Origin of the sequence: Dysgonomonas sp. GY617 (assembly GCF_015233815.1) — a bacterium.
In the GTDB taxonomy this organism is placed as follows: Bacteria; Bacteroidota; Bacteroidia; order Bacteroidales; family Dysgonomonadaceae; genus Dysgonomonas_A.
The window spans coordinates 195641-218449 of record NZ_JADCLR010000021.1; the positions used below are offsets into that span (position 1 = coordinate 195641).

Here is a 22809-nt window from a genome sequence, read left to right on the forward strand (position 1 = left end):
AGAATTGAACATGACTAAAATTTATTACCTTATCCTGATTCTCTTTCTACCTGCATTCATGCACGCACAAACATCATCCCCAGAAGACACCCTCAGCTTTAAACCCACAGGAACCGTTATAGCAAAAGGTTTCCTCGACTACAGCATGGGACTGGGTAATGCCGAACACGTGCGAGGTTTTAATATCGGACGAGCATTCCTTGGGTACAATTATAAATTCACACCCACATGGCAAGCTCAATTAGTACTGGATGGAGCCTCTTATCAATCGCCCATCTCAGGCACCGATGCTAACACCGTAAATATGTATGTACGTAACGCTTTTGTCAATTGGAGAGACAACGGATTCAATATAAATTTTGGTTTACTAGGACTATTAGAGTACAATCTTCAAGAAACATATTGGGGACATCGATATGTAGAAAAATCTTATCAGGATCTAAACAATATGGGACCTAGTGTAGATCTAGGTATTACTGCCGAATATGCCTTTAACCCCATGTTCTCTGTTGACGTTTCATTCACCAATGGACAAGGTATACGAAAAATTCAGAAAAGCACAAGCGCACGCTACGCACTAGGCATTACAGCAAAACCCATCAAAGGGCTTGTTTTAAGAGCTTACGGCGATGTTTACAATGAGAGTGAAGATCTGCGCGACAAACTCCCCGAAGGTGTAACAGGAGTCAATTTTAAGAACAAATATATCACAGCTTTATTTGTAGGGTATCAGAATAAAAAAGTTTCTCTTGGTGCAGAATATAATCACCTTTACAATTTAGGATTCATAGAAAAGAAAGACTATCATGGCTTCTCGTTTTACTCTTCGGTAAAACTAAGCCCTAAATATGGGGTATATGGACGTTATGATTTAACTGAATCGAGCCAAGCTGATAACTACCCTAACAGCTGGAACAAACTCGATGGACAACTTATGATTTTAGGTTTCGAATTCCAACCTGCAAAACAATTAAAGATATCTCCTAATATCCGCAATACAAATCCAACAAGAGGTAAATCGGAACAATATTTCGCGATAAGTGTAGACTTCAGTATCTGATATAATATATTCTTAACAGATATGTCGTAAGACCTCTATCAGGATAGGGAAATAAATGACACTCTATATTCAAGAGAAAGCCAATGCGCTTCTTCTTTTTTTTGAAGGAATAAACAGAGACAGTATATAAGCAAAAAAAACATCCACAAATTTCTTTGTAGATGTTTCTGTTGTGGGCGATGAGGGATTCGAACCCCCGACCCTCTGGGTGTAAACCAGATGCTCTGAACCAACTGAGCTAATCGCCCTTTTAAAGGGTAGCACTTTCTCTCAAATGCGATGCAAAGATATGGCTTTTTTCTTTTGCTGCAAATAAAATCAGAAAAAAATTCAATTATTTTTCATCTTTTTTTCACTACATCAATTCAAGGCCAAATTCGTCCTTCAACCTTTTCACACTTTCGTTTTGCTCAACCATTAGATTGAACTTTTCTAAAGATGTGAATCCCAGCTTTTTCTCATTCTCCACAGTTACTCTCACCTTCATTTGAACCTGAGTATTTCTCAAATTCTTACGAAGAATCGGCATAATATTAACAGCATTATCCAACAACCTCTGTTCTTGCACAGGATTATTAACAACAACTTCAAAAGTATCCCTATTCAAAAGATCGGGTAAACAATTAAGCATTGTATTCTTTAGATGATGTTCTTCGGGAATAGATTCTGCATACGCTTTCCACTCACTAAGAAGCTGCAAAGGAGTAAAGGTTTCCGTAAGAATTTCGGTTTGCTGAGCCTCTACAACTTCTTCCTCTTCCTTTTTTTGAGACAGAGCAGAAAGAGACACACCAAAACCTGCAATAGAAGAATTTCTTATTGCTTTGGGTTGTTGTCTTACTGTTGGAGGTGTAGATGCCGAAGCGGCTTGAGAAGGCGCCCCTACTGTTCTTGCCGGAGCAGGTTGAGCATTAGGTGCTGCCTCTCCAACAGGAAAGATAGGTTCAATTATGACTTTTTTTTTTCGTCCACTGATTGTGGATTACTCGAAAGCTGACACAAGCGGATTAACGTCAGTTCGATTAGAAGTTTTTTATTTTTACTAACCCTATAATTCAGGTCACACTCATTAACAAGCTCTATGGCTCTATACAAAAGCTCGACAGGACATCTCTGAGATGTAGTTACATATCTTTCGCGGATAGATGCTCCAACCTCAAACAATTCGGCTGTACGAGGATCTTTACAAACCAACAAATCACGGAAGTGTGAAGCAACTCCTGAGATAATATTATGTCCGTCAAATCCTTTATTAAGAATATCATTCAAGATAAGTAGGCTATCCACTACATTATTAGTAAGAACTGCGTCTGTCAGTCTGAAATAATATTCATAATCAAGCACATTCAGGTTGTCAATTACGGCTTTGTATGTAACATTTCCTCCCGTAAAGCTTACTACCTGATCGAATATAGAAAGTGCATCTCGCATTCCCCCATCCGATTTTTGAGCTAAAACGTTTAATGCTTCCAATTCTGCATTAACACCTTCTTGTGAGGCTACATATTTAAGATGTTCTACCGTATCTGAAATACTTATACGGCTGAAATCATAAATCTGACAGCGCGAAAGAATAGTAGGCAGAATTTTATGCTTCTCGGTTGTTGCTAAAATAAAAATAGCATGATGAGGAGGCTCTTCCAATGTTTTAAGGAATGCATTGAATGCTGCCGATGACAACATGTGAACCTCATCTATAATATATACTTTATATTTCCCTATTTGTGGAGGAATACGTACCTGATCGATCAATGAACGAATATCATCAACCGAGTTATTAGATGCCGCATCCAATTCATGAATATTAAAAGATCGCTGATCGTTAAACGCTACACACGATTCGCACGTATTACATGCCTCACCATCAGCTAACGGTGAAAGACAGTTAATCGTTTTTGCAAAAATACGGGCACATGTAGTCTTCCCCACTCCACGAGGTCCGCAGAACAGGTAAGCATGAGCCAATTTATTGGTTGCAATTGCATTTTTGAGTGTAGTTGTCAACGCACGCTGCCCTACCACCGATTTAAATGTCGAAGGTCTGTATTTACGTGCCGAAACTATATAATTATCCATTTGAAGTATTTCATTTTACAGATACAAATCTAAGAAAAAAATCGGGCTTTTTAAAATTAAGCCGATCGATAAAATAGATAGAAGCCTCCCCTTCTTTGACTACACCAATTATAGATGTATCAGAAAAAAAATAAAAGAAGAGACAGTATCTTAATCAATAAGCTTAGTATTACTTTTGGCCTCAGCTCGCGAGCTGGCATTAAAATGCCACCATTCGCCGCGTATGGTAATAAATCCGGCCTCGGTCATCACCTTACGAAGTAATTTCCGATTATCGATTTGTTCTCTAGTCAACAAACCTTCCTTTAAAAGCTGTTCTTCCTGATTGATTCCTGCAGCCTTTCCAAAAAAATCGAAAGATGTACCCATATCTAAAGCCACCCCGTCAGAATCGCAAATCGTCAGATCTACTGCCATACCATAGTTGTGCATACCCGTTTTACTAGGGTCGGCAACATATTCTCGATATGGAGTATTCTGCACCACTTTATACATCTTCTTCTGAACAGACATCGGTCTGGCAGCATCATATACTAATAAAGACAAATTAGAATCGTATTCTCTCAGCAGTTGTTGAGCCTTCGCTAACTTTTTAGCCGCAATAGGATGCAGATATGCTTCAGCAAGATCATCGTAAAGTATTTCTTTAGTGAAATTATCAGTTGTTGCATATTTCAAATCAACACGAATAGTTGAGTCTAATGTATGAATATTCACCAATCCTTGTTCCTCCATATACAATGCCATCGTAGACTTTTGAGGAGGAGAAACCTCTTCAACAACCACAATATCCGATTGCAGAGTATCTTGTTCTATAGTTTGAGAGGGAGTAACTTCCGCTTTATTTTGACACGAAAGCATAAAAAGAGGAGACAAAACAATCATGCCCAACAAATTCTTTTTCATTATTATAATTATCTATCGATTACTATACTTGCAGAAATACGACAAAGATTTACGACCTTACATCGGATCGACATCGTAATGTAAAAGTACCGATTTATATTTAGAATTCTGCATCACCTGCTTTTGATAGAATTCAATTAATTCTCTAATTTTCTGTGGTGATGCCTGATTTTCGATCTTCAATACTATTTTGCGAATATAAAGAGATTGTACCCTTGATATCCCCGGTTTTACTGGACCTAACACTCTTTCTTGAAAAGATTGTCTCAGAACCTGAACAAACTCTACGGCTAAACCATCAACTACGTGTTCTTCTCTTCCTCTAATTACAATTTCTATCAATCGATAAAAAGGAGGGTATCTAAAAAGTTGACGTTCGTTTATTTGCATTTCGTAGAACGATGCATAATCGTTATTTCTGATATAAGAAATAATCGGATGTCCTGGATGAGCCGTTTGTAACAACACCACCCCACGCTTATGCCTTCTACCTGCACGTCCGCTCACCTGCATCATTAGTTGAAAAGCTCGTTCATGCGCTCTAAAATCGGGATAATTAAGCATACTGTCAGCATTGAGAATACCCACTACACTTACATTATCAAAATCCAACCCTTTCGATACCATCTGAGTACCCACTAAAATATTGGTTTTATTCGCTTCAAAATCAGCAATTATCCTTTCAAAAGATCTTTTGCTTCGGGTTGTATCCAAATCCATACGCACCACATTAGCCTCGGGAAGAGTTTCCTGCACTAATTCTTCAATTCTTTCCGTTCCATACCCTTGCATCTCCAACGTCGGAGTTTTACATTCAGGGCATTCGGTAGGTATCGAATAAACTGCTCCACAATAATGACAAACCATCACCCGTTGTCCTTTATGAAAAGTGAGACTTACATCGCAATGCAAACATTTTGGAGTCCAAGAACAGGTTTTACATTCTATCAAAGGAGCAAATCCTCTTCGGTTTTGAAACAAAATCACCTGCTCGTCTCGTTCTAAGGCGTTTCTCATTTCCTCAATCAACGGAGGAGATAAGATAGACTTCATTTGTTTTCTTTTTCTGAGGTCTTTTGTATTTACGGGTACTATTTCGGGCAACTCTATTTCAGAATGACGTTTACTAAGAATCACCAGACCATATCTTCCCGAAAGCGCATTGTAATAAGTTTCGATAGCAGGGGTTGCCGTTCCCAGCAATGTCTTTGCCTGATAAATCCCAGCCAACACAATAGCCGCATTACGTGCATTGTAACGTGGAGCCGGATCTTGCTGCTTATAAGAAGCCTCGTGCTCTTCGTCCACAATAACTAATCCTAGATTTCGTAAAGGCAGAAAAACAGCAGAGCGTGCACCTAATACCACTTGACATTCTTCTTTTTGAAGTAAAGACTGCCACGTTTCGGCACGTTCATTATCATTGAATCTGGAATGATATACCAGTAATTTATTTCCGAAAACCGATTTAAGCCGTTCAGTTATTTGAGTAGTTAATGCAATTTCGGGTAAAAGGTACAAAACTCGTTCACCACGCTCAATAGCATCTTTTATTAGCTGAATATATATTTCGGTTTTCCCCGAAGATGTCACACCATGAAGCAACACAACTGGTTTTTCTTTGAAGCTATCATATATTTGATTGTATGCCTTCTCCTGAAAAGGGTTAAGCATTTTAGAAGACAGAAGGTCGGGATCTCCATAATCGAAACGTCCTATCTCATTCTGAAATGAAATTAATACGCTCCTTTCGATTAATGCGTCCACAACAGAAGAGCTTATTCCCGTTTGTCCCAGAAATAGTTTTTTCTGAATAAAAAACTCAGGATGATCTCCTGCTTCTTTTTTCAGCTCAAGAAATAAGATTAAAGCTTGCTCTTGCTTTTTAGCCCGCTTTAGTTTATCTAAAATCTCATTAAGTTCGCTTTCTGAATAGTTTTTAGCCAATCGTATCGAAACCTCTGTTTTTGCAGTGTATTTGTTTTGAATGTTTTCATTAAGGTATGCTGCTCCTTTATCTGTGAGAGATTTCACATAGGGAATCACATTAGATAGCCCCGTAAGCTTTTCTATTTCCGCAATACGGAGAGGCTTAGAATCTGAAAGTACATAAAACACTTTCGACTCATTAGCAGTAAGAGGTTCTTTCGCCTCAAACGATGCATCCAAAAAAACTAGTGTTTCGCTCTCTAATTTTAGAGCCGAAGGTAATGCTGCTTTATAAATATCCCCCAAGGTACACATATAATAAGAGGATATCCACTCCCAAAACTGAAGTTGTTCTGGTAATACTATCGGATGATCGTCTAGAACAGATATTATTTCTTTAATCCCTTCTTTAGGCTCTTGCGAATGATATACATGATGAATAATTGCAGTATAGAATTTCTTCTTACCAAACTGCACAATAACCCTGCTACCAACAATAACCCGATCTGCAAGCAGATCGGGTATCTTATAAGTAAACACGCCTGGCAGTGGCAGTGGAACTATTACATCAATGTATAGCATTTATTCTCAAAAGAAATAAGTTAAGTTTACAGCCCAGTTAGATGGTCTTTTTCTCAAAGCATCTCCAAGATTGGGGGCATCACTCGAATAATTTTCGGTCAAAGCCTTTCTATAATACATACCCACTTCTAGGTGTTTAAGAAGCTCAACCCCAGCTCCTGCATCAAATCCCATTCCAAATGATTTTGATTTATATTGCTCGGCCAAACTTTCACCTGAAAGATCGCCACCGCTAAGTCTAAATTCGGCATATGGTCCGACCACGATAAAGATACCGAATAGACCAACTACACTAAATTTTTTCTTCAAACTTACAGGAACTCTTAAATAGTTATAATTAGAAAGATCGTAACCATCTTTAGTAACATCAAATTGTTGGTGTCCGTAAAGAACAGCAGCCTCAGCTCCCCAACCTATTATAGGAGCCATAACCTCCAATACTCCTCCGACCTGAAATCCTAAGCGATTATTAGCATTCAGTATATCTTTATTGATACGGTTATTACTCACATCGGTACCACCTCTCACACCAAATCTAATTTGTGATGATGCAAAACCTACATTTAATAATGCGATACACAGAATAACCAGTAATCTTAAGTTTAATTTTTTCATTTTGTAATATTTTAAGTTCTTTATGCAGTTGAAACAAAGAATGACCTAAAATTGTTTTAATAGACGAAGGAAATAAAAGATTATAGTAGCACGGCCGGGAATCGAACCCGGATCTAAAGTTTAGGAAACTTCTATTCTATCCATTGAACTACCGCGCCTAGTACTATGATAGCAACAAAAGTAGTTGATTTTTGTTAATACAGCAATACGCCACGGTTTATAAATTTTATTTATTATTGATTTGTAAGCCTATAAACCTCATACTTTTTTATTTTACTCACTAAACATAGGATAAGATATAATTGTTTTATAATTTTGCTCTTTATTTTTCGTTTCTTAAGAAATGATCGATTATTTATACTCACACATATGCCCGAAAACCAAAATAATAATATATCGTTGCTAAAAAGCATCGACTATCCAAAAGACCTTAAAAGTTTAAGTCTAGACCAATTGGAAACTCTTTGCAAAGACCTTAGAACTTTTATCATAGATCAACTATCCGAAAATCCGGGACATTTTGGATCAAGCTTAGGCACAGTAGAGCTTACAGTAGCTCTTCATTATGTTTACAACACTCCTTTCGATCGTATTGTTTGGGACGTTGGACACCAAGCATATAGCCATAAAATACTAACAGGAAGAAGAGATAAGTTCCATACAAACCGAAAATTCGGAGGATTGGCAGGTTTCCCTAGTCCCGATGAAAGCGAATATGATACCTTCTCAGCAGGTCACGCATCCAATTCTATATCTGCGGCATTAGGTATGGCCGTGGCATCAAGCCTCAAAAATGAGAACAAACATGTAGTTGCTGTTATCGGAGACGGTTCGCTCACAGGAGGATTAGCTTATGAAGGCTTAAACAATGCCAGCTCTCAACCCAACGACTTACTTATCATTCTTAATGATAACGATATGGCGATTGACGACAATGTGGGCGGCTTGAAAGATTATCTCGTAAAAATGACAACTTCGCATGCTTATAACAAAGTACGCAATGATGTTTACGAAAAATTCAAAAGAAAGAATCTAATTACAGAAAAAGGTAAAAACTTCATACTGAGATTCAACAACAGTTTGAAATCATTAATTACCAAACAACAAAACATCTTCGAAGGTCTAAATATCAGATACTTCGGACCAATAGATGGTCATGATCTGAAAGGTTTGATTCGTATCATCCAAAACATCAAAGACCTAAAAGGACCTAAACTTCTTCATATACATACCATAAAAGGAAAAGGCTATAAACCTGCCGAAGAATCGGCTACCGAATGGCATGCTCCCGGCAAGTTCAATAAAGATACAGGAGAAAGAATAATCAATCAGGCAAAAGACCAACCTCAGCTATATCAAAATGTATTTGGTCATACATTGGTAGAGCTAGCTGAAAAAGATAAGCGTATTGTAGGTGTTACACCTGCCATGCCTTCTGGATGCTCTATGACGTTTATGATGAAAGAATTTCCCGAAAGAAGTTTTGACGTAGGCATTGCCGAAGCTCATGCTGTTACCTATGCAGGAGGATTAGCAAAAGAAGAACTAATACCATTCTGTAATATATATTCTTCATTTATGCAACGTGCATACGATCAGGTAATACACGATATTGCATTGCAGAAGTTACATGTAATATTCTGTCTTGACAGAGCCGGTCTTGTTGGCGAAGATGGTCCTACACACCATGGAGCATTTGACCTTGCTTATATGCGTTGCATACCCAACCTGATTATCGCATCACCCTATAATGAGCATTACTTAAGACACCTGATGTACACAGCTACCTATGGTAATGATGGTCCTTTTGTAATACGTTATCCTAGAGGGCAAGGCGAATTAAAAGATTGGGAATGTGAAATGAAGATTTTGCCAATAGGTAAAGGTCGTAAATTGAAAGACGGATCGGATATGGCTATAATTTCGATCGGACCAATAGGAAATACTGTTACAAAAGCAATCAGAGACCTCGAGACTAAAGGTTATAGCATAGCTCATTACGATATCATATTCTTAAAACCCATAGATAAAGATCTCTTGAATGAGGTTGCAGCAAGATTCACAAAAGTGATGACTGTTGAAAATGGTGTTATAAACGGAGGGCTAGGATCGGCCGTATTAGAACATTTCTCAGACAATGACTTCCGCAACATAGATGTTACACGTGTAGGATTACCAGACGAATTCGTCACACATGGTTCTATTGCCGAACTGAACAAACTATGTGAACTGGATGTTGAAGGCATAAAGAAGCATATTGTCTATGCCTTGAAAAACGAGAAAATTGAGACTTCTATGACATGAGAGTAGTTATTGCCGGCGCAGGAGCTGTAGGAACCCATTTAGCTAAACTATTATCGGGCGAGAATCAAGATGTTATCATCATGGATCCCGATAAAGAGAAATTAAATTTCTCGAAAAGCCATTTCGAAATAATGACTATGGAAGGGTCTTCCACTTCATTGAAGGACTTAAGTGAAGTAGGGGTTGAAGATGCTGACTTATTTATTGGTGTAACTCCTGATGAATCGGTCAACGTAACCTCTTGCATGCTTGCCTCGAAAATGGGAGCAAAAAAAACTTTTGCCCGTATAGATAACTTCGAATACTTATTACCAAAAAATAAAGATTTCTTTGAAAGCCTCGGAGTCGATTCGATGGTATATCCCGAGATGCTGGCGGCTAAAGAAATTGTATCGGCAATAAAAAGACCTTGGGTAAGACTATGGGTCGAATTATTTGGAGGTGCAATTATACTTGTAGGAGTGAAAATTAGAAATAACTCTGAATTAGTAGGAAAATACCTGCACGAAATATCGGTTGCCCCGAAGAAATTTCACATTGTAGCTATAAAAAGAAACAACAGAACTATTATCCCGAAAGGATCTGATCAGATATTGTCTGGTGATATTCTATTCTTTACTACTACCCAAGAGTTTATAAAAGAAATTCCGGCTATAACGGGAAAGAAAGACTTTGAGGTAAAGAACATAATGATTATGGGCGGTAGCCGTATCGCTATTCGTACCTGTCAGTATTTACCCAGCGATATAAATATAAAACTACTGGAGTCGGATAAAGACAAATGCTACAAGCTACTCGAAAAAGTCCCAAAAAATGTGACCGTATTCCATGATGACGGTCGTAACTCCGATTTTCTACAAGAAGAAAGCATTAAAGACACAGATGCTTTTATAGCCGTAACCGGAAACTCTGAAGCCAATATATTGGCTTGTCTTGCCGCAAAAAGGTTTGGTGTAAGAAAAACCGTTGCTGAGGTTGAAAACATGGACTATATCTCTATGGCTGAGAATCTCGACATCGGCTCTATCATTAATAAAAAGTTGATTACAGTAAGTAATATATACCGTTTTTTATTGAATGCGGACGTTTCAAACGTCAAGTCTCTAACATTTGCAAATGCAGACGTAGCTGAGATTATTGCACGCCCCAATTCAATAATTACCAAAAAAGAAATAAAGCGCCTATCTTTGCCTAATAATGTGACTTTGGGAGGATTAATACGCAATGGCGAACCAATGTTGATAGACGGTGATACTCAGGTAGAACCATACGATAATGTTGTTGTATTCTGCTTAGACGATGCTTTACGTAATGCGGAAAAACTTTTTAATTAAGGTAGACGAACCTCAATTAATAACGTAAAACAAGATCACATATTTAGAGTTTACAGTCTTTGGTTAGTACGCTATCCAAAGCTATTATAGGAGGTCTAAAAACCTCAACTTTACTTTGGCTATAATCTTAAGATGGGAAATTTTAATTTCCGATTCATCTTTAAAACAATGGGATTCTTATTAATTATAGAATCTATTTTATTGATGCTGTCGGCTGTTGTATCATTCTATTACCATGAAATAAGTGGAGACGCTTTTCTTATAAGTGCTTCTATCACTATTGGTGTGGGAGTAATATTCCGCTTATTGGGAGCAGAAACCAGAGAGCAATTTATCGGAAAACGCGAAGGTTTCCTTGTTGTCAGCCTTTCATGGGTGGTTTTATCGGCTTTCGGAATGCTTCCTTTCCTATTCAGTGGTGTTATCCCCAAAGTAAGTGATGCGTACTTCGAAACTATGTCGGGTTTTACAACCACAGGTTCTACCATTATACCCGATGTTGATGTTGTTCCCTTAGGATTATTATTTTGGCGTTGCCTTACTCAATGGGTCGGCGGTCTTGGTATAGTTGTATTTGCATTAGCAGTACTACCCATTATCGGAGGGAATGCTTCTTTCTTATTCGATGCCGAAACCACAGGTATTGCTCGCGAACGTTTTCAACCCAGAGTTACCCAAGTCGCAAAAAGACTACTGTTCACATACATAGCTATCACATCCATCATAGCAGTATTATTGTGGCTAGGTCCCATGAATGCTTTTGATGCCATATGCCATGCACTGTCTACTGCCTCAACGGGAGGATTCTCCACAAAACAGGCTAGTATTGCATATTGGGATTCGGCATATATAGACTATGTTATTACTATATTTATGTTTGTAGGAGGAATTAACTTTTCTCTGATTTATTTCTTATTTAAGGGGAAGTACAAAAAGCTGTTTCAAAATGAAGAATTGAAATGGTACTTCTTTATATATATCACCTTCACCGCTATTATAACTCTTGGCTTAATATATTCGGGTAAAATAAGTGTAGCTGAAGACGCTTTTAGAACGTCTATTTTCCAAGTAACCTCAGCCATAACCACCACAGGATTCTCTACTGCCGACTTTACAAGTTGGGGACCTTTTTATATGTTCCTTATTTACTGTTTGATGATGATTTGTGCCTGTGCAGGCTCTACTTCCGGAGGAATCAAGGTCATTCGGGTTGTAGTACTTTTCAAGAATGCTATAAATGAGTTTAAACGCCAAGTGCATCCAAATGCAATTCTTCCCGTACGTATAAACAATCAGGTGCTTCCCGTAGATGTAGTAACCAAAATTCTTGCTTTTATATTTCTATATCTGCTCATTCTATTTGTGAGTTTTCTTGTATTATCATTTACGGGTATCGATTTCGAAGATTCAATTACAGCTTCTGTTTCTTGTATGGGTAATGTCGGACTTGGCAGTCTAAGCGATAGCGGACACTTTGGGCATCTCTCGAATACAGCCAAATGGTATCTTTCTTTCTTAATGCTAACAGGACGTCTCGAACTATTCACAATACTATCTTTATTTATGCCTGCATTCTGGCGAAAATAAATGAGATACGACTTCCTTATATCTACCTCATAAGAAGACAATAAGCAGTGTAAACATTCAACCCAAAGCCGATCTCAAAATTGAATCTTTCAATGATTTTGAGGCAGGAATCCTCACAATCACAACTCCATCAGATTCTGAAAAAGAGCATAAACTGCCAATAAATCTGGAATAATCGTTAACTTTGTATTAGAAAACTAAATAACATAGTATGGAAACAGTAGTGAGCGGGATTCGCTCAACCGGTAATCTGCACTTAGGCAATTACTACGGAGCCCTGAGAAATTTTATTAAAATGCAGGAAGAAAACAAATGCTTTTTCTTTATTGCAGACTATCATTCTCTTACGACTCACCCCGACCCTAAAATATTACATGGCAATGTAAAAAACGTATTAACCGAATATTTGGCTGCGGGTATCGATCCAGATATCTCGACAATCTATATTCAGAGTGATGTACCTGAGGTTTGCGAACTCTACCTATTGCTTAATATGCACGCCTACATGGGTGAGCTGGCAAAAACTACATCGTTTAAAGATAAAGCCCGTAAACAGCCCGAAAATGTGAATGCAGGTTTGCTAACCTACCCCACTCTGATGGCTGCGGATATATTGATGCACAATGCGGATAAAGTACCCGTAGGAAAAGATCAGGAACAACATTTGGAGATGACTCGCAAATTTGCCCGTCGCTTTAATAATTTTTACGGTGTAGAATATTTCAAGGAGCCTATTGCCTATAACTTCGGAGGCGAATTAATAAAAATTCCGGGATTAGACGGAAGTGGAAAAATGGGTAAATCGGAAGGTAATTGTATCTATCTTTTTGATGAACCTAAGGTAATAGAAAAGAAAGTAAAAAGAGCTTTAACCGATGAAGGACCTCAAAGCCCTAATTCTCCTAAGCCCGATTGTATCGAAAATCTATTCACTATTCTGCGAGTGGTATCAACAGAAGAAGTAGTAAAACACTTTGATGACAAATGGAATAGTTGCGAAATCCGCTACGGCGATCTTAAAAAGCAATTGGCTGAAGATATTATTGCAGTTACTTCACCTATCCGCGATCGTATTCTCGATATTCAGGATAACGAAGCTTACCTACACAAAGTAGTGAAAGAAGGTACGGAGAAAGCTCGCGAAAGTGCCAGAAAAACATTACGTGAGGTACGCGAGATTATGGGATTCAAAGGATTTTAAGGTTATAGACCTTATTTTTATTTCGTAATTATTAGAACGTATTTAATATACATATATAAGAAAAGGCTTATTTCGTAGGAAATAAGCCTTTTCTATATTCTCCAAAGACCTTTTATTCATCAAAAGGTTTAAAAATTTCTTCATTCCAATCCAACGATATGTTTTTACCTTCAAATAAACGTTGGTATAAGTTCTTCTTAAGTACACTACGCATTACTTTTTTAGTATTACCATTCTCTGGATCTAATTTACTATCTACTAATCGTATCGCATCACCTGTAGCATCAACTCCTTCTGTTTGAAAAATAGGAGTTACCAGTTTATCTGCGGTTGTCTGATCTTTATAAAGAATCAATATACGAAGTTTATCTTTACCTATTTGATTTTCATCAACATTTGCAGGCATAACATAATTCTCACACTGACTACCAAACGGACCATATTCGAAAACAGGCAATATTTTACCAACCGAAACAATTGAATCGGATGTATATGTGACCATAAAATTAGCTTTATCAGTATAATATCCTTCTACCGCATAATACGCTCCTTGTGGAGTAAAAGCATTAGCATAAACATCAAAGGGTACGCGCACCGGAGAACATGCGGCAATTTTAGATCCTATTCCGATTGCTAATACTAGGATAACAGTAAAAAATAATTTCGGTTTCATATTCATTGTGTTATTAAAAAAACATTAAGAAGTCTGTGACTTTATTTCTCTAAACTTCTGGAGAAAATATAATAGACAGGAAAGCAAGGTACACTCTCGTTATGAAAGCGATCTGAGGCAGTAACCGAATAATAAACGCCTTCTTCTACATCTGGTGTCTGAATTTGTAGTTTATTCGCTCTTAAACCGGAAGCTACAATAGTCTTTACATTTTTGATATTAAAATCTTCGGTTGAAGATTCATAAACGGTATAAACCTGACCTTCGGATAAATCAGACGACTCCCACTCTATAGTAGTAATTCCATTCGGAGATTGATATACTTGCATATTGATAGGCGAAAGAGGTGCTACATTATCTAACCATTTCATAGAAGGCAACTTGGCAGGGTAACTATAATAAGGTACTAAACCATCTTTCAAACCTTTTGTATTTTCCAGAACATTTCCCACTCTATAATAAGCAGCCCCAACAGCATTACTTGTTCGAATAAAATCGATTTGGTCTGTAATATCTTTCAATCGCCAGTTTCCTTCTGAGGGCATTAGGCGATAGGCGCCAAGACCAGGAACAACCCAACGTCCATTACTCGTTTTTACCCATTCTTCAACATACGTTCCAAATTCTGCTTCATTATAATACATCATTGGATACACAGCATCCATTTTTCCGTCCATCATCCATTTTCCTGCATCCTGATGCACACTCGAATAGGCTGTCCATGTTCCTCTCAGCGGATTAAGATCCTTGTATCTACCAATAGGACTACAACTTACCTGCACCCAAGGTTTCTTTTCTTTTGTCTGATCATATATATCAGATACTAATGCACTTATATTATCTCGCCTCCATTCCTGCAAAGACTCCCCTCCTCCATATTTCGAGAAAGTATCTTTATCGGGAAATTTACCTGCTGCTTCGGGATAACGGATATAATCGAAGTGAACTCCATCTACATCATAGTTGCTCACAATTTCATCCACCACCCTCAATATGTGTTTTCTTGCATCGGGGTTTCCAGGATCGAGATACCATTCATCTTTATACAATTTACAAAGTTGTGGATATCGGGCAACAACAGACGATTTCCCTTGTTCTTTAACTTGTTTTTTTGAACCCAACGGAAAAGTCACAATCCAGGCATGACACTCTAATCCCCTTTTATGACATTCCTGTATAGCATAAGCCAAAGGATCATAGGCTGTAATAGACCCAATAGTTTTGTCTTTCGTAAAAAAGGGACTCCAAGGTTCTATCTTCGATTGAAAAAACACATCGCCACGTACACGCACCTGAAACAGGATTGTATTAAAATTTGCTGCTTGTAATTGATCGAGTATTCTCCCCAATTGTTTTTGTTGATTCTCCGGAGATAAACCAGCCGAAGGCCAATCGAGATTCCAGTTAGTAGTAAGCCACGCTGCACGAACTTCCGTGTCTGGATTTTGAGCTGTTAATTGCAGCGGAGCAAGTCCGCATAGAAAAAATATAGAGAATAAAAATATTCGTAGTAGCTTCATATTTTGAAAAAGTATCAAAAATACACAATTTACCGTTTAGTTTATAATTAAGTATTGTAAAATATTCACTACAAGATTATTTCGTCTCAATAGAGTCCAATTATGATACTTATATTATCAAGGTTATACACCTTTTTATAGCTTTGGCAAGTATAATAAGCAGAGATAGTTATAATTACAAAATATAGCTATAAATATTTAATGTTACTTATATAACATACAAACAGCAAATGAATAACAATAAAACATCCTAAAAGTTTACTTATCTTTGTAGAAACCATGATAAAAATACCTATTGTTATTTTATGAAAACAGATATTGAAATTGCCAGAAGCATCAAACTTGAGTCTATATATAAGATAGCTCAACAGATAGACATAGCTGATGAAAATATTCATAGCTATGGAAAGTACATGGCCAAAGTGCCTGCATCACTTATCGACAATGAAAAGGTAAAGCAAAGTAATCTGATATTAGTAACCGCTATAACACCTACTAAGGCAGGTATTGGTAAAACAACAGTCTCAATAGGACTTACCTTAGGACTAAACAAAATAGGAAAGAAAGCAGTGGTTGCTTTACGTGAACCCTCTTTGGGACCTTGCTTTGGCATGAAAGGAGGAGCAGCAGGAGGCGGATACGCACAGGTACTTCCGATGGAAGACATCAACCTGCACTTCACAGGAGACTTTCACGCAATTACCTCAGCTCACAATATGATATCGGCTTTGCTTGATAACTACTTATATCAGAACCGATCTGCTGGAAAAGGATTGAAAGAAATTCTTTGGAAAAGAGTGTTAGACATTAACGACAGAAGTTTACGCTATATAGTTTCGGGCTTGCACGGCTCAGCAAATGGCATCCCAACCGAATCGGGCTTTGATATCACTCCTGCATCCGAAATAATGGCAATACTTTGCCTATCAAAAGATATTGCCGATTTAAGAAGACGTATTGAGAAAATTATTTTAGGATACAATTATGATAATACACCTTTCACGGTGAAAGACCTAGGCATTGCAGGATCTATAGTAGTACTATTAAAAGATGCCATCAATCCAAACTTGGTACAAACTACCGAACATAATGCAGCCATAGTACATGGAGGCCCATTCGCAAATATAGCTCACGGATGTAATTCTATCATTGCAACTACACTAGCAATGAGTCACGCTGACTATGTGGTAACGGAAGCTGGTTTCGGTGCAGATTTAGGCGCAGAAAAATTCTTCAACATCAAATGCCGTAAAGCCGGATTGACTCCTAAACTAACCCTTATTGTAGCAACAGCACAAGGTTTGAAAATGCACGGAGGTGTTGCCATAGAAGATATTAAGAAAGAAAACATTGAAGGATTAAGAAACGGATTGGCTAATATTGAAAAACATATCATGAATATGCAATCATTTGGTCAGACTGTAGTTGTAGCCTTCAACAAATATGCACAAGACACTCAAGCTGAACTGGATATTATTACAGAATTTTGCAAGGAAAAAAAAATAGGGTTCGCTATAAACAACGCTTTCACCGAAGGTGGCGAAGGAGCAATAGAATTAGCAAATTTGGTTGTAAATACAATTGAGGAGAACCCATCTAAATCACTTTCTTTTACATACGAGGACAGCGATTCGATACAACAAAAGGTTGAAAAAGTAGCAAAGAAAATATATGGTGCAGAATCCGTTGAATTCAGTGGAAAAGCACAAAAGATACTGCAATTGATCAAGGGGACTGATATGGAAAAGTATCCTATATGTATTGCAAAAACTCAATATTCGTTTTCGGAAGACCCAAAGGCTTATGGCGTAGCAAAAGGCTTTACTCTTACCATTAACGATATGGTAATAAATAACGGTGCAGAATTTATTGTAGCCATAGCAGGCTCTATAATGAGAATGCCCGGATTACCCAAAAACCCACAAGCAAATCATATTGATATTGTGGACGGATTTATTGACGGTCTAAGCTAAGGTGTGAGATCTTCTTAAGGTTCTGATAAAGTATCAAATCCATAATCAGTTATAATTTAGCATACACCATTTCTTATGAAAAAAGTATTTATCCTGTTTCTATTTCTTACAGTGGTACTCGTTACCAATGCAGGGATAGTATATACAAAACAAGATTCGCTTATCTACGAAAGGTACGTTAATCAATTAAAAGCTGATGCGAATTTGTCAATAAGTGAATTGATCGTAAAAACAGCATTATTCTTTCGAGAAACTCCGTATGTAGCATCTACACTTGATAATAATAAATCGGAACAACTGGTAATAAACCTACGTCAATTTGATTGTACTACATTTGTAGAAAGTTGTATTGCTCTTAGCAGAACTCTTAAAACAGGAGATTATACATTTTCTAATTTCGGCAATCAGTTGCAGATTATCCGATATAGAGAGGGCAAGATAGAGGATTACTCTTCCCGATTACATTATGTAACGGACTGGATATACGACAATACTAAAAAAGGAATTCTGAAAAACAAAAGTTCTGCTTTAGGAGGCACATTAAATAGTAAGACAATCAATTTTATGTCATCTCACACAGATGCCTACAAACCTCTCCATAATAATGTGGAATTACAACAAAAAATCACAGACACAGAACATCAAATAAATAGCAGAGGTGGATATTACTTTGTAAAGAAGGAAAATATAAACAAAATTAGCAATCAAGTTCTGAATGGTGATATAGTAGTTTTTGCAACAACTATTGATGGTTTAGATTACACACACATTGGTATTGCTTATCACAATGGAACAAAGCTTACCTTTATCCACGCATCCAGCAAGGCTATGAAAGTTATTGTAGAGCCCCAGTCATTGTCTGATTATTGCTTGAAGTCTGCAAAATGTACGGGAGTTAGCATTGTACGTGTAACAGACTTAGACAAATAAGACGCTAAAACTATTTAGAGTGTTTATATGTTTCATAAATAAAGAGAGTATAATATTAAATGTGAGATCTAAGCCTTTTTATTGCTTCTGAAAGCATAACAATTAGATAATAAAATCACTAGACATCACAGTTATAGGTATTTCAGATTACTTAAATATAAACAATGAATAAAGAATTATTTTTAAGGATGAGCAGTTGGTCTCAACTCTTTTTCCTTTGTCTTTTTAGCTTTTGCGGCTTGGTTATCGCTTCTGTTCTCACTCTCTTAATAGGAGTAGGAACGGACTCTCTGCAATCTTTGGATTTCATGAAAGCCATGCAAGTGGTTCAGGTAATCTTCATTTTCTTGATTCCTTCATTACTCTGTGCTTATTTATTTCACAAATCGGCTCCTCGATTTCTGAAAATAAATAAACCGATTGATGTAAAATTCTTATTACTCTCTATTCTGCTTATATTCGCAATTCAGCCGTTAATAGCCTTTACAGGCTACTACAATGGATTGATGACTCTTCCTGAGTCTCTGGGAGGCCTCGAAAGGATAATGAAAGCAATGGAAGAGCAAGCGCAAGCCTTAATAGAAAAAATGCTGACAACAAACTCTATCATCATACTATTAGTCAATTTATTTGTAATAGCTATTACTGCAGGTGTTACCGAAGAATTCTTCTTTAGAGGATCCATGCAACAAACTATAAAGAAAATCTGTAAAAACAGACATGTAACTATTTGGATTACAGCTTTTATATTCAGTTTCATTCATTTTCAGTTTTACGGGTTTGTTCCCCGTTTACTTCTAGGAGCTTTGCTTGGATATATTTTCCTTTGGTCGGGCAATCTATGGATTCCTGTAATTGTTCACGCAATTAATAATACCATCGGAGTTCTGACTTTTCATTTCTTCCACAATACACCTATATACGAAAAGCTAGAAACTTTCGGCGTAGGCAATACCCTATGGGCTACAGTTGTAAGTATTGTTTTATCTGGTACTATTTTAGCTATCTTGTCGCGTGAATATCAGAAAAATAATCCGCAAGACTTTACAATCTAACGTCACATGCTTTTTATTGTCTTGGCTAGTATATAATCAAAGATGCTTATATACGCAGGAATGTTTAACATTACAAACTCTTAATGGAGGTTATTAAAAGAAAAGATGGTTTTGGACATCTGATAAAATGGATTATCAGACTAGGGGATCTTATTGTTATAAATGTTAGCTTAATCCTCTTAGCAAAACTCCTTTCCTCTGATGAAACATTTACACTATTAATAAATGATATTCGTCTGGGTGAAATATTTCTACTTATTAATCTCATCTATTTTATAGTTGTAAGTGTTGTCCCAATAAACTTATCATCGAATATTATTTTCTTTGATAAAATTGTCCATCGGAGTCTCTTATTTATATCTCTTTACTTCATATTACTTACAGCAGGAATGCTACTATTAGGAGTTGGCAGAATCAGTTATGATGATTGGCTCATCTTCTATTTCGGACTCTCCATATGTTATATTTTATGGCATATTATAGTACGTATTATTCTGAAACTATATCGAAGTAAGGGATATAACTATAAACGAATTGTAATTATCGGAAGTGGCGATAATGCTTTAAACGTCTATAATGAACTACGATCGAGTGATTATGGATACAAAACATTAGGTGTATTTGACGATAACCCCGATCAGCACGACTCACCCCTTAAATATCTTGGCACATTATCGCAGGTCGATAAGTTCTGTATCGAAAACAAAGTAGATGAAATTTATTGCACCCTGCCTAATAATGAAGAATCTGCTATTTTACGCCTGGTGAATTTTTCAGAAAAAAACATGATACGCTTCTTTCTTATACCCGAATTTTACGGTTATATAAAAAGGAAATTAGTACTAAACTCACTTCAATCAATACCTCTCATCGGTATCAGACCCGAACCGTTGCAATTGGTATATAATAGAATTCTAAAGAGGACATTCGATATTATATTTTCACTCATTATACTAATCACGATCTACCCTATAGTCTATCTTATATTCGGAATTATAATAAAACTTACATCGCGCGGACCTATCGTTTTCAAACAACGAAGAACCGGTTTACAAGGTGAGGAGTTTACATGTTATAAATTCAGAACCATGTATCTGAATGATAAATCTGATTCACTTACTACACAACACACAGATCCTAGAATTACACCCATAGGAGCATTTATGCGTCGAACAAGTATAGATGAACTACCTCAATTTTTCAATGCGCTGATAGGCAACATGTCGGTTGTAGGACCTCGCCCACATATGACCAAACAAACCGTTCTATATAATGGTCTAATAGACAAATTTATGATTCGCCACATGGTAAAACCAGGAATCACAGGTTGGGCTCAGATATCAGGATACAGAGGAGAGACAAAAACCATCGAGCAAATGAAAGGACGATTCAAGCGAGATGTTTGGTATATAGAAAACTGGTCTTTCATCCTTGATATTAAAATAATCGTTGTTACAACACTACAATTATTAAAAGGAGATGATACCGTTTATTAAAGCTATGTACTTTTATTAAACAATATCACCTCCATATATTTTCACTTCTAACTTTTCATTTTTTTGAAAGAGCCAGAGTATAGTCTTAATATATCTTTCGCTGATTAAGAGCTGTCCTATAGCGATTTGCATTTCTCACATGCTCAGCATGAGTCACAGCAAAATTGTGTCTACCCGAAAAATCTTCTTTAGCACACATATAAAGGTAATCGTGCTTTTGCGCATTCAACACAGCATCTATACCTTTAATTGAAGCAACCCTAATTGGTCCTGGAGGCAACCCTAAATGCTTATAAGTATTGTATAGTGATTCCACTTGTAAGTGCTCAAAAAGGATTCGTTTTAATGAAAAATCACCTACTGCAAACTTCACTGTTGGATCTGCTTGTAAAAGTTGACCAATTCTCAATCTATTGAGGTATAGCCCTGCAACTACCGGATATTCATCCGAAAAGTAACATTCTTCCTCTACAATAGATGCCAAAATAGACACCTCAATAGGAGTCAACCCTTGAGCTTTTGCTTTTTCGAGACGCTCACTTGTCCAAAACTTCGAATATTCGTCCTTCATTCTTTTCAAAAAACTATCCAAAGTTACATCCCAATAGACTTCATAAGTATTAGGAACAAACATACACGTGATTGTTTCGGGCGTAAAACCCAATTTAGAGCACATCTCTGCATTATTAAACGCATCCATAAACTCTTCTTCGGTTAACATCAATTGAGACGCAAGGCGCTTAGCTAAATCAGCCTTAGTGCGAATATTATTAAATTTCAATTTAACAGGAGCCTGATGCCCTCCCTTTAAATCACCTATAACCTCTTGTATACTCATATCAGGAGTAATTGCATAACGTCCCGTCTTCATATTATCGGGATACTTCATGTAACTAGCAAGACGTTTAAAAGCATTTAAATCCGAAACATGGGCAGTGGTATCCATTTGAGTAAGTACCGCTTCAAAGCTTTTTTGCTTATCCACATAAATATAAACAGTCTCTTTTATTCTGAATTCAGCATCCAGAAAACCCTTGATGTATACAAAAACACCTCCTGCTGCAAGAATTAGTACAGCAAGGATTATAAGCAGAACATTTCGTTTAGTTTTAGCCATTTTTTCAATTAAGGTCGTAGACCTGTTTAATTATTTTGCAAACACCGTAAATATATTTGTTATATCTGAATAATAACTCATTAAGTACTTATACTTAATTATCTACAACCATTTTGTAGTTTTCTATCCTCAAATATCCGCCAAAATTAAACATATTATTTAGAAAAAATGAGAGAGTGAACTTGATAAATCAAAACAAACAGCTATATTTGCATCGCAATTCAGTTTTGCCTACGGAAAACCGTTGATTGGAAGTGTGGGTGAGTGGCTGAAACCACCAGTTTGCTAAACTGACGTACGGGTAACTGTACCGGGGGTTCGAATCCCCCCGCTTCCGCAAAAGCGAAGACTTAAGAAAGTCAAATTAAGCGAAACTCTGTAAAATTAATCTTTTACAGGGTTTTTTCTATTTAAGTCTCTCATTAAAAAGAAGCACAGCATTAAAATTGAG

General features: G+C 36.9%; 16 protein-coding genes, 3 tRNA genes and 1 pseudogene. 10 read left to right on the forward strand and 10 right to left on the reverse strand.

The annotated features are described in order from the left end of the window. Positions 1-10: 10 nt before the first annotated feature. Positions 11-1060: a hypothetical protein gene (locus IR022_RS10740; RefSeq protein WP_050709204.1), complete on the forward strand. Its 1050-nt coding sequence runs from the start codon at positions 11-13 to the stop codon at positions 1058-1060. A 173-nt stretch (positions 1061-1233) separates the two neighbouring features. On the opposite strand, the gene IR022_RS10745 is transcribed toward IR022_RS10740, so the two are convergent. The 7 genes and pseudogenes from IR022_RS10745 to IR022_RS10770 all read right to left on the reverse strand — a co-directional run bounded on the left by IR022_RS10745 (position 1234) and on the right by IR022_RS10770 (position 7326). After that, positions 1234-1308, reverse strand: a tRNA-Val gene (locus IR022_RS10745). Between the two features lie 107 nt (positions 1309-1415). After that, the gene (locus tag IR022_RS20370) at positions 1416-1850 is read right to left on the reverse strand and encodes a hypothetical protein (protein ID WP_410492818.1); all 435 of its coding nucleotides are present in this window, start codon (positions 1848-1850) and stop codon (positions 1416-1418) included. Positions 1851-1997: 147 nt separating this feature from the next. Continuing rightward, a pseudogene (locus tag IR022_RS10750) lies at positions 1998-3136 on the reverse strand (DNA polymerase III subunit gamma/tau); the annotation flags it as partial. Positions 3137-3286: 150 nt separating this feature from the next. Further along, on the reverse strand, positions 3287-4042 hold the full coding sequence (locus IR022_RS10755; RefSeq protein ID WP_242053206.1) for a M15 family metallopeptidase: 756 nt from the start codon (positions 4040-4042) through the stop codon (positions 3287-3289). Between the two features lie 57 nt (positions 4043-4099). Then, positions 4100-6553 carry a primosomal protein N' gene (priA, locus tag IR022_RS10760; protein WP_194203694.1) on the reverse strand — a complete coding sequence of 818 codons (2454 nt, stop codon included), beginning with the start codon at positions 6551-6553 and terminating at the stop codon, positions 4100-4102. Positions 6554-6559: 6 nt separating this feature from the next. Beyond that, positions 6560-7168, reverse strand: a complete 609-nt coding sequence (locus tag IR022_RS10765) for a porin family protein (RefSeq protein WP_050709202.1) — start codon at positions 7166-7168, stop codon at positions 6560-6562. Between the two features lie 86 nt (positions 7169-7254). Then, positions 7255-7326: transfer RNA gene (locus IR022_RS10770), tRNA-Arg, on the reverse strand. Positions 7327-7537: 211 nt separating this feature from the next. Between IR022_RS10770 and dxs the strand changes: the two genes are divergently transcribed. From dxs to trpS, 4 genes are all read left to right on the forward strand, one after another. Then, positions 7538-9472: a 1-deoxy-D-xylulose-5-phosphate synthase gene (gene dxs, locus IR022_RS10775; protein ID WP_050709201.1), complete on the forward strand. Its 1935-nt coding sequence runs from the start codon at positions 7538-7540 to the stop codon at positions 9470-9472. Further along, positions 9469-10806, forward strand: coding sequence for a Trk system potassium transporter TrkA (gene trkA / locus IR022_RS10780; RefSeq protein ID WP_194203695.1), 1338 nt, complete (start codon positions 9469-9471; stop codon positions 10804-10806). Before dxs ends, trkA begins: the two co-directional genes overlap by 4 nt. 168 nt (positions 10807-10974) lie before the next feature. Further along, positions 10975-12393 (forward strand): TrkH family potassium uptake protein, encoded by a 1419-nt coding sequence (locus tag IR022_RS10785; protein ID WP_242047172.1) that lies wholly within the window; start codon positions 10975-10977, stop codon positions 12391-12393. A 211-nt stretch (positions 12394-12604) separates the two neighbouring features. After that, entirely contained in the window at positions 12605-13594 is a 990-nt protein-coding gene (gene trpS / locus IR022_RS10790) for a tryptophan--tRNA ligase (RefSeq protein ID WP_050709198.1), read from the forward strand. A gap of 112 nt (positions 13595-13706) precedes the next feature. Here the strand turns inward: trpS and IR022_RS10795 are convergent, their stop codons facing one another. Both IR022_RS10795 and IR022_RS10800 read right to left on the reverse strand, forming a co-directional pair. Then, the gene (locus tag IR022_RS10795; protein WP_194203696.1) at positions 13707-14267 is read right to left on the reverse strand and encodes a hypothetical protein; all 561 of its coding nucleotides are present in this window, start codon (positions 14265-14267) and stop codon (positions 13707-13709) included. Positions 14268-14308: 41 nt separating this feature from the next. Next, positions 14309-15787 (reverse strand): glycoside hydrolase family 10 protein, encoded by a 1479-nt coding sequence (locus IR022_RS10800; RefSeq protein ID WP_194203697.1) that lies wholly within the window; start codon positions 15785-15787, stop codon positions 14309-14311. A 305-nt stretch (positions 15788-16092) separates the two neighbouring features. Between IR022_RS10800 and IR022_RS10805 the strand changes: the two genes are divergently transcribed. From IR022_RS10805 to IR022_RS10820, 4 genes are all read left to right on the forward strand, one after another. Beyond that, on the forward strand, positions 16093-17760 hold the full coding sequence (locus IR022_RS10805; RefSeq protein WP_050710111.1) for a formate--tetrahydrofolate ligase: 1668 nt from the start codon (positions 16093-16095) through the stop codon (positions 17758-17760). A 75-nt stretch (positions 17761-17835) separates the two neighbouring features. Continuing rightward, complete coding sequence (locus IR022_RS10810; protein WP_194203698.1) at positions 17836-18690, forward strand: N-acetylmuramoyl-L-alanine amidase-like domain-containing protein; 855 nt, start codon at positions 17836-17838, stop codon at positions 18688-18690. 164 nt (positions 18691-18854) lie between these two features. Then, on the forward strand, positions 18855-19745 hold the full coding sequence (locus IR022_RS10815; RefSeq protein ID WP_194203699.1) for a CPBP family intramembrane glutamic endopeptidase: 891 nt from the start codon (positions 18855-18857) through the stop codon (positions 19743-19745). An 83-nt stretch (positions 19746-19828) separates the two neighbouring features. Then, positions 19829-21241, forward strand: coding sequence for an undecaprenyl-phosphate glucose phosphotransferase (locus IR022_RS10820; protein WP_194203700.1), 1413 nt, complete (start codon positions 19829-19831; stop codon positions 21239-21241). 85 nt (positions 21242-21326) lie between these two features. Here IR022_RS10820 and mltG read toward each other — a convergent pair whose 3' ends face one another. Beyond that, entirely contained in the window at positions 21327-22358 is a 1032-nt protein-coding gene (mltG, locus tag IR022_RS10825; protein ID WP_194203701.1) for an endolytic transglycosylase MltG, read from the reverse strand. 250 nt (positions 22359-22608) lie between these two features. Between mltG and IR022_RS10830 the strand changes: the two genes are divergently transcribed. Continuing rightward, positions 22609-22695: transfer RNA gene (locus IR022_RS10830), tRNA-Ser, on the forward strand. Positions 22696-22809 lie beyond the last annotated feature (114 nt).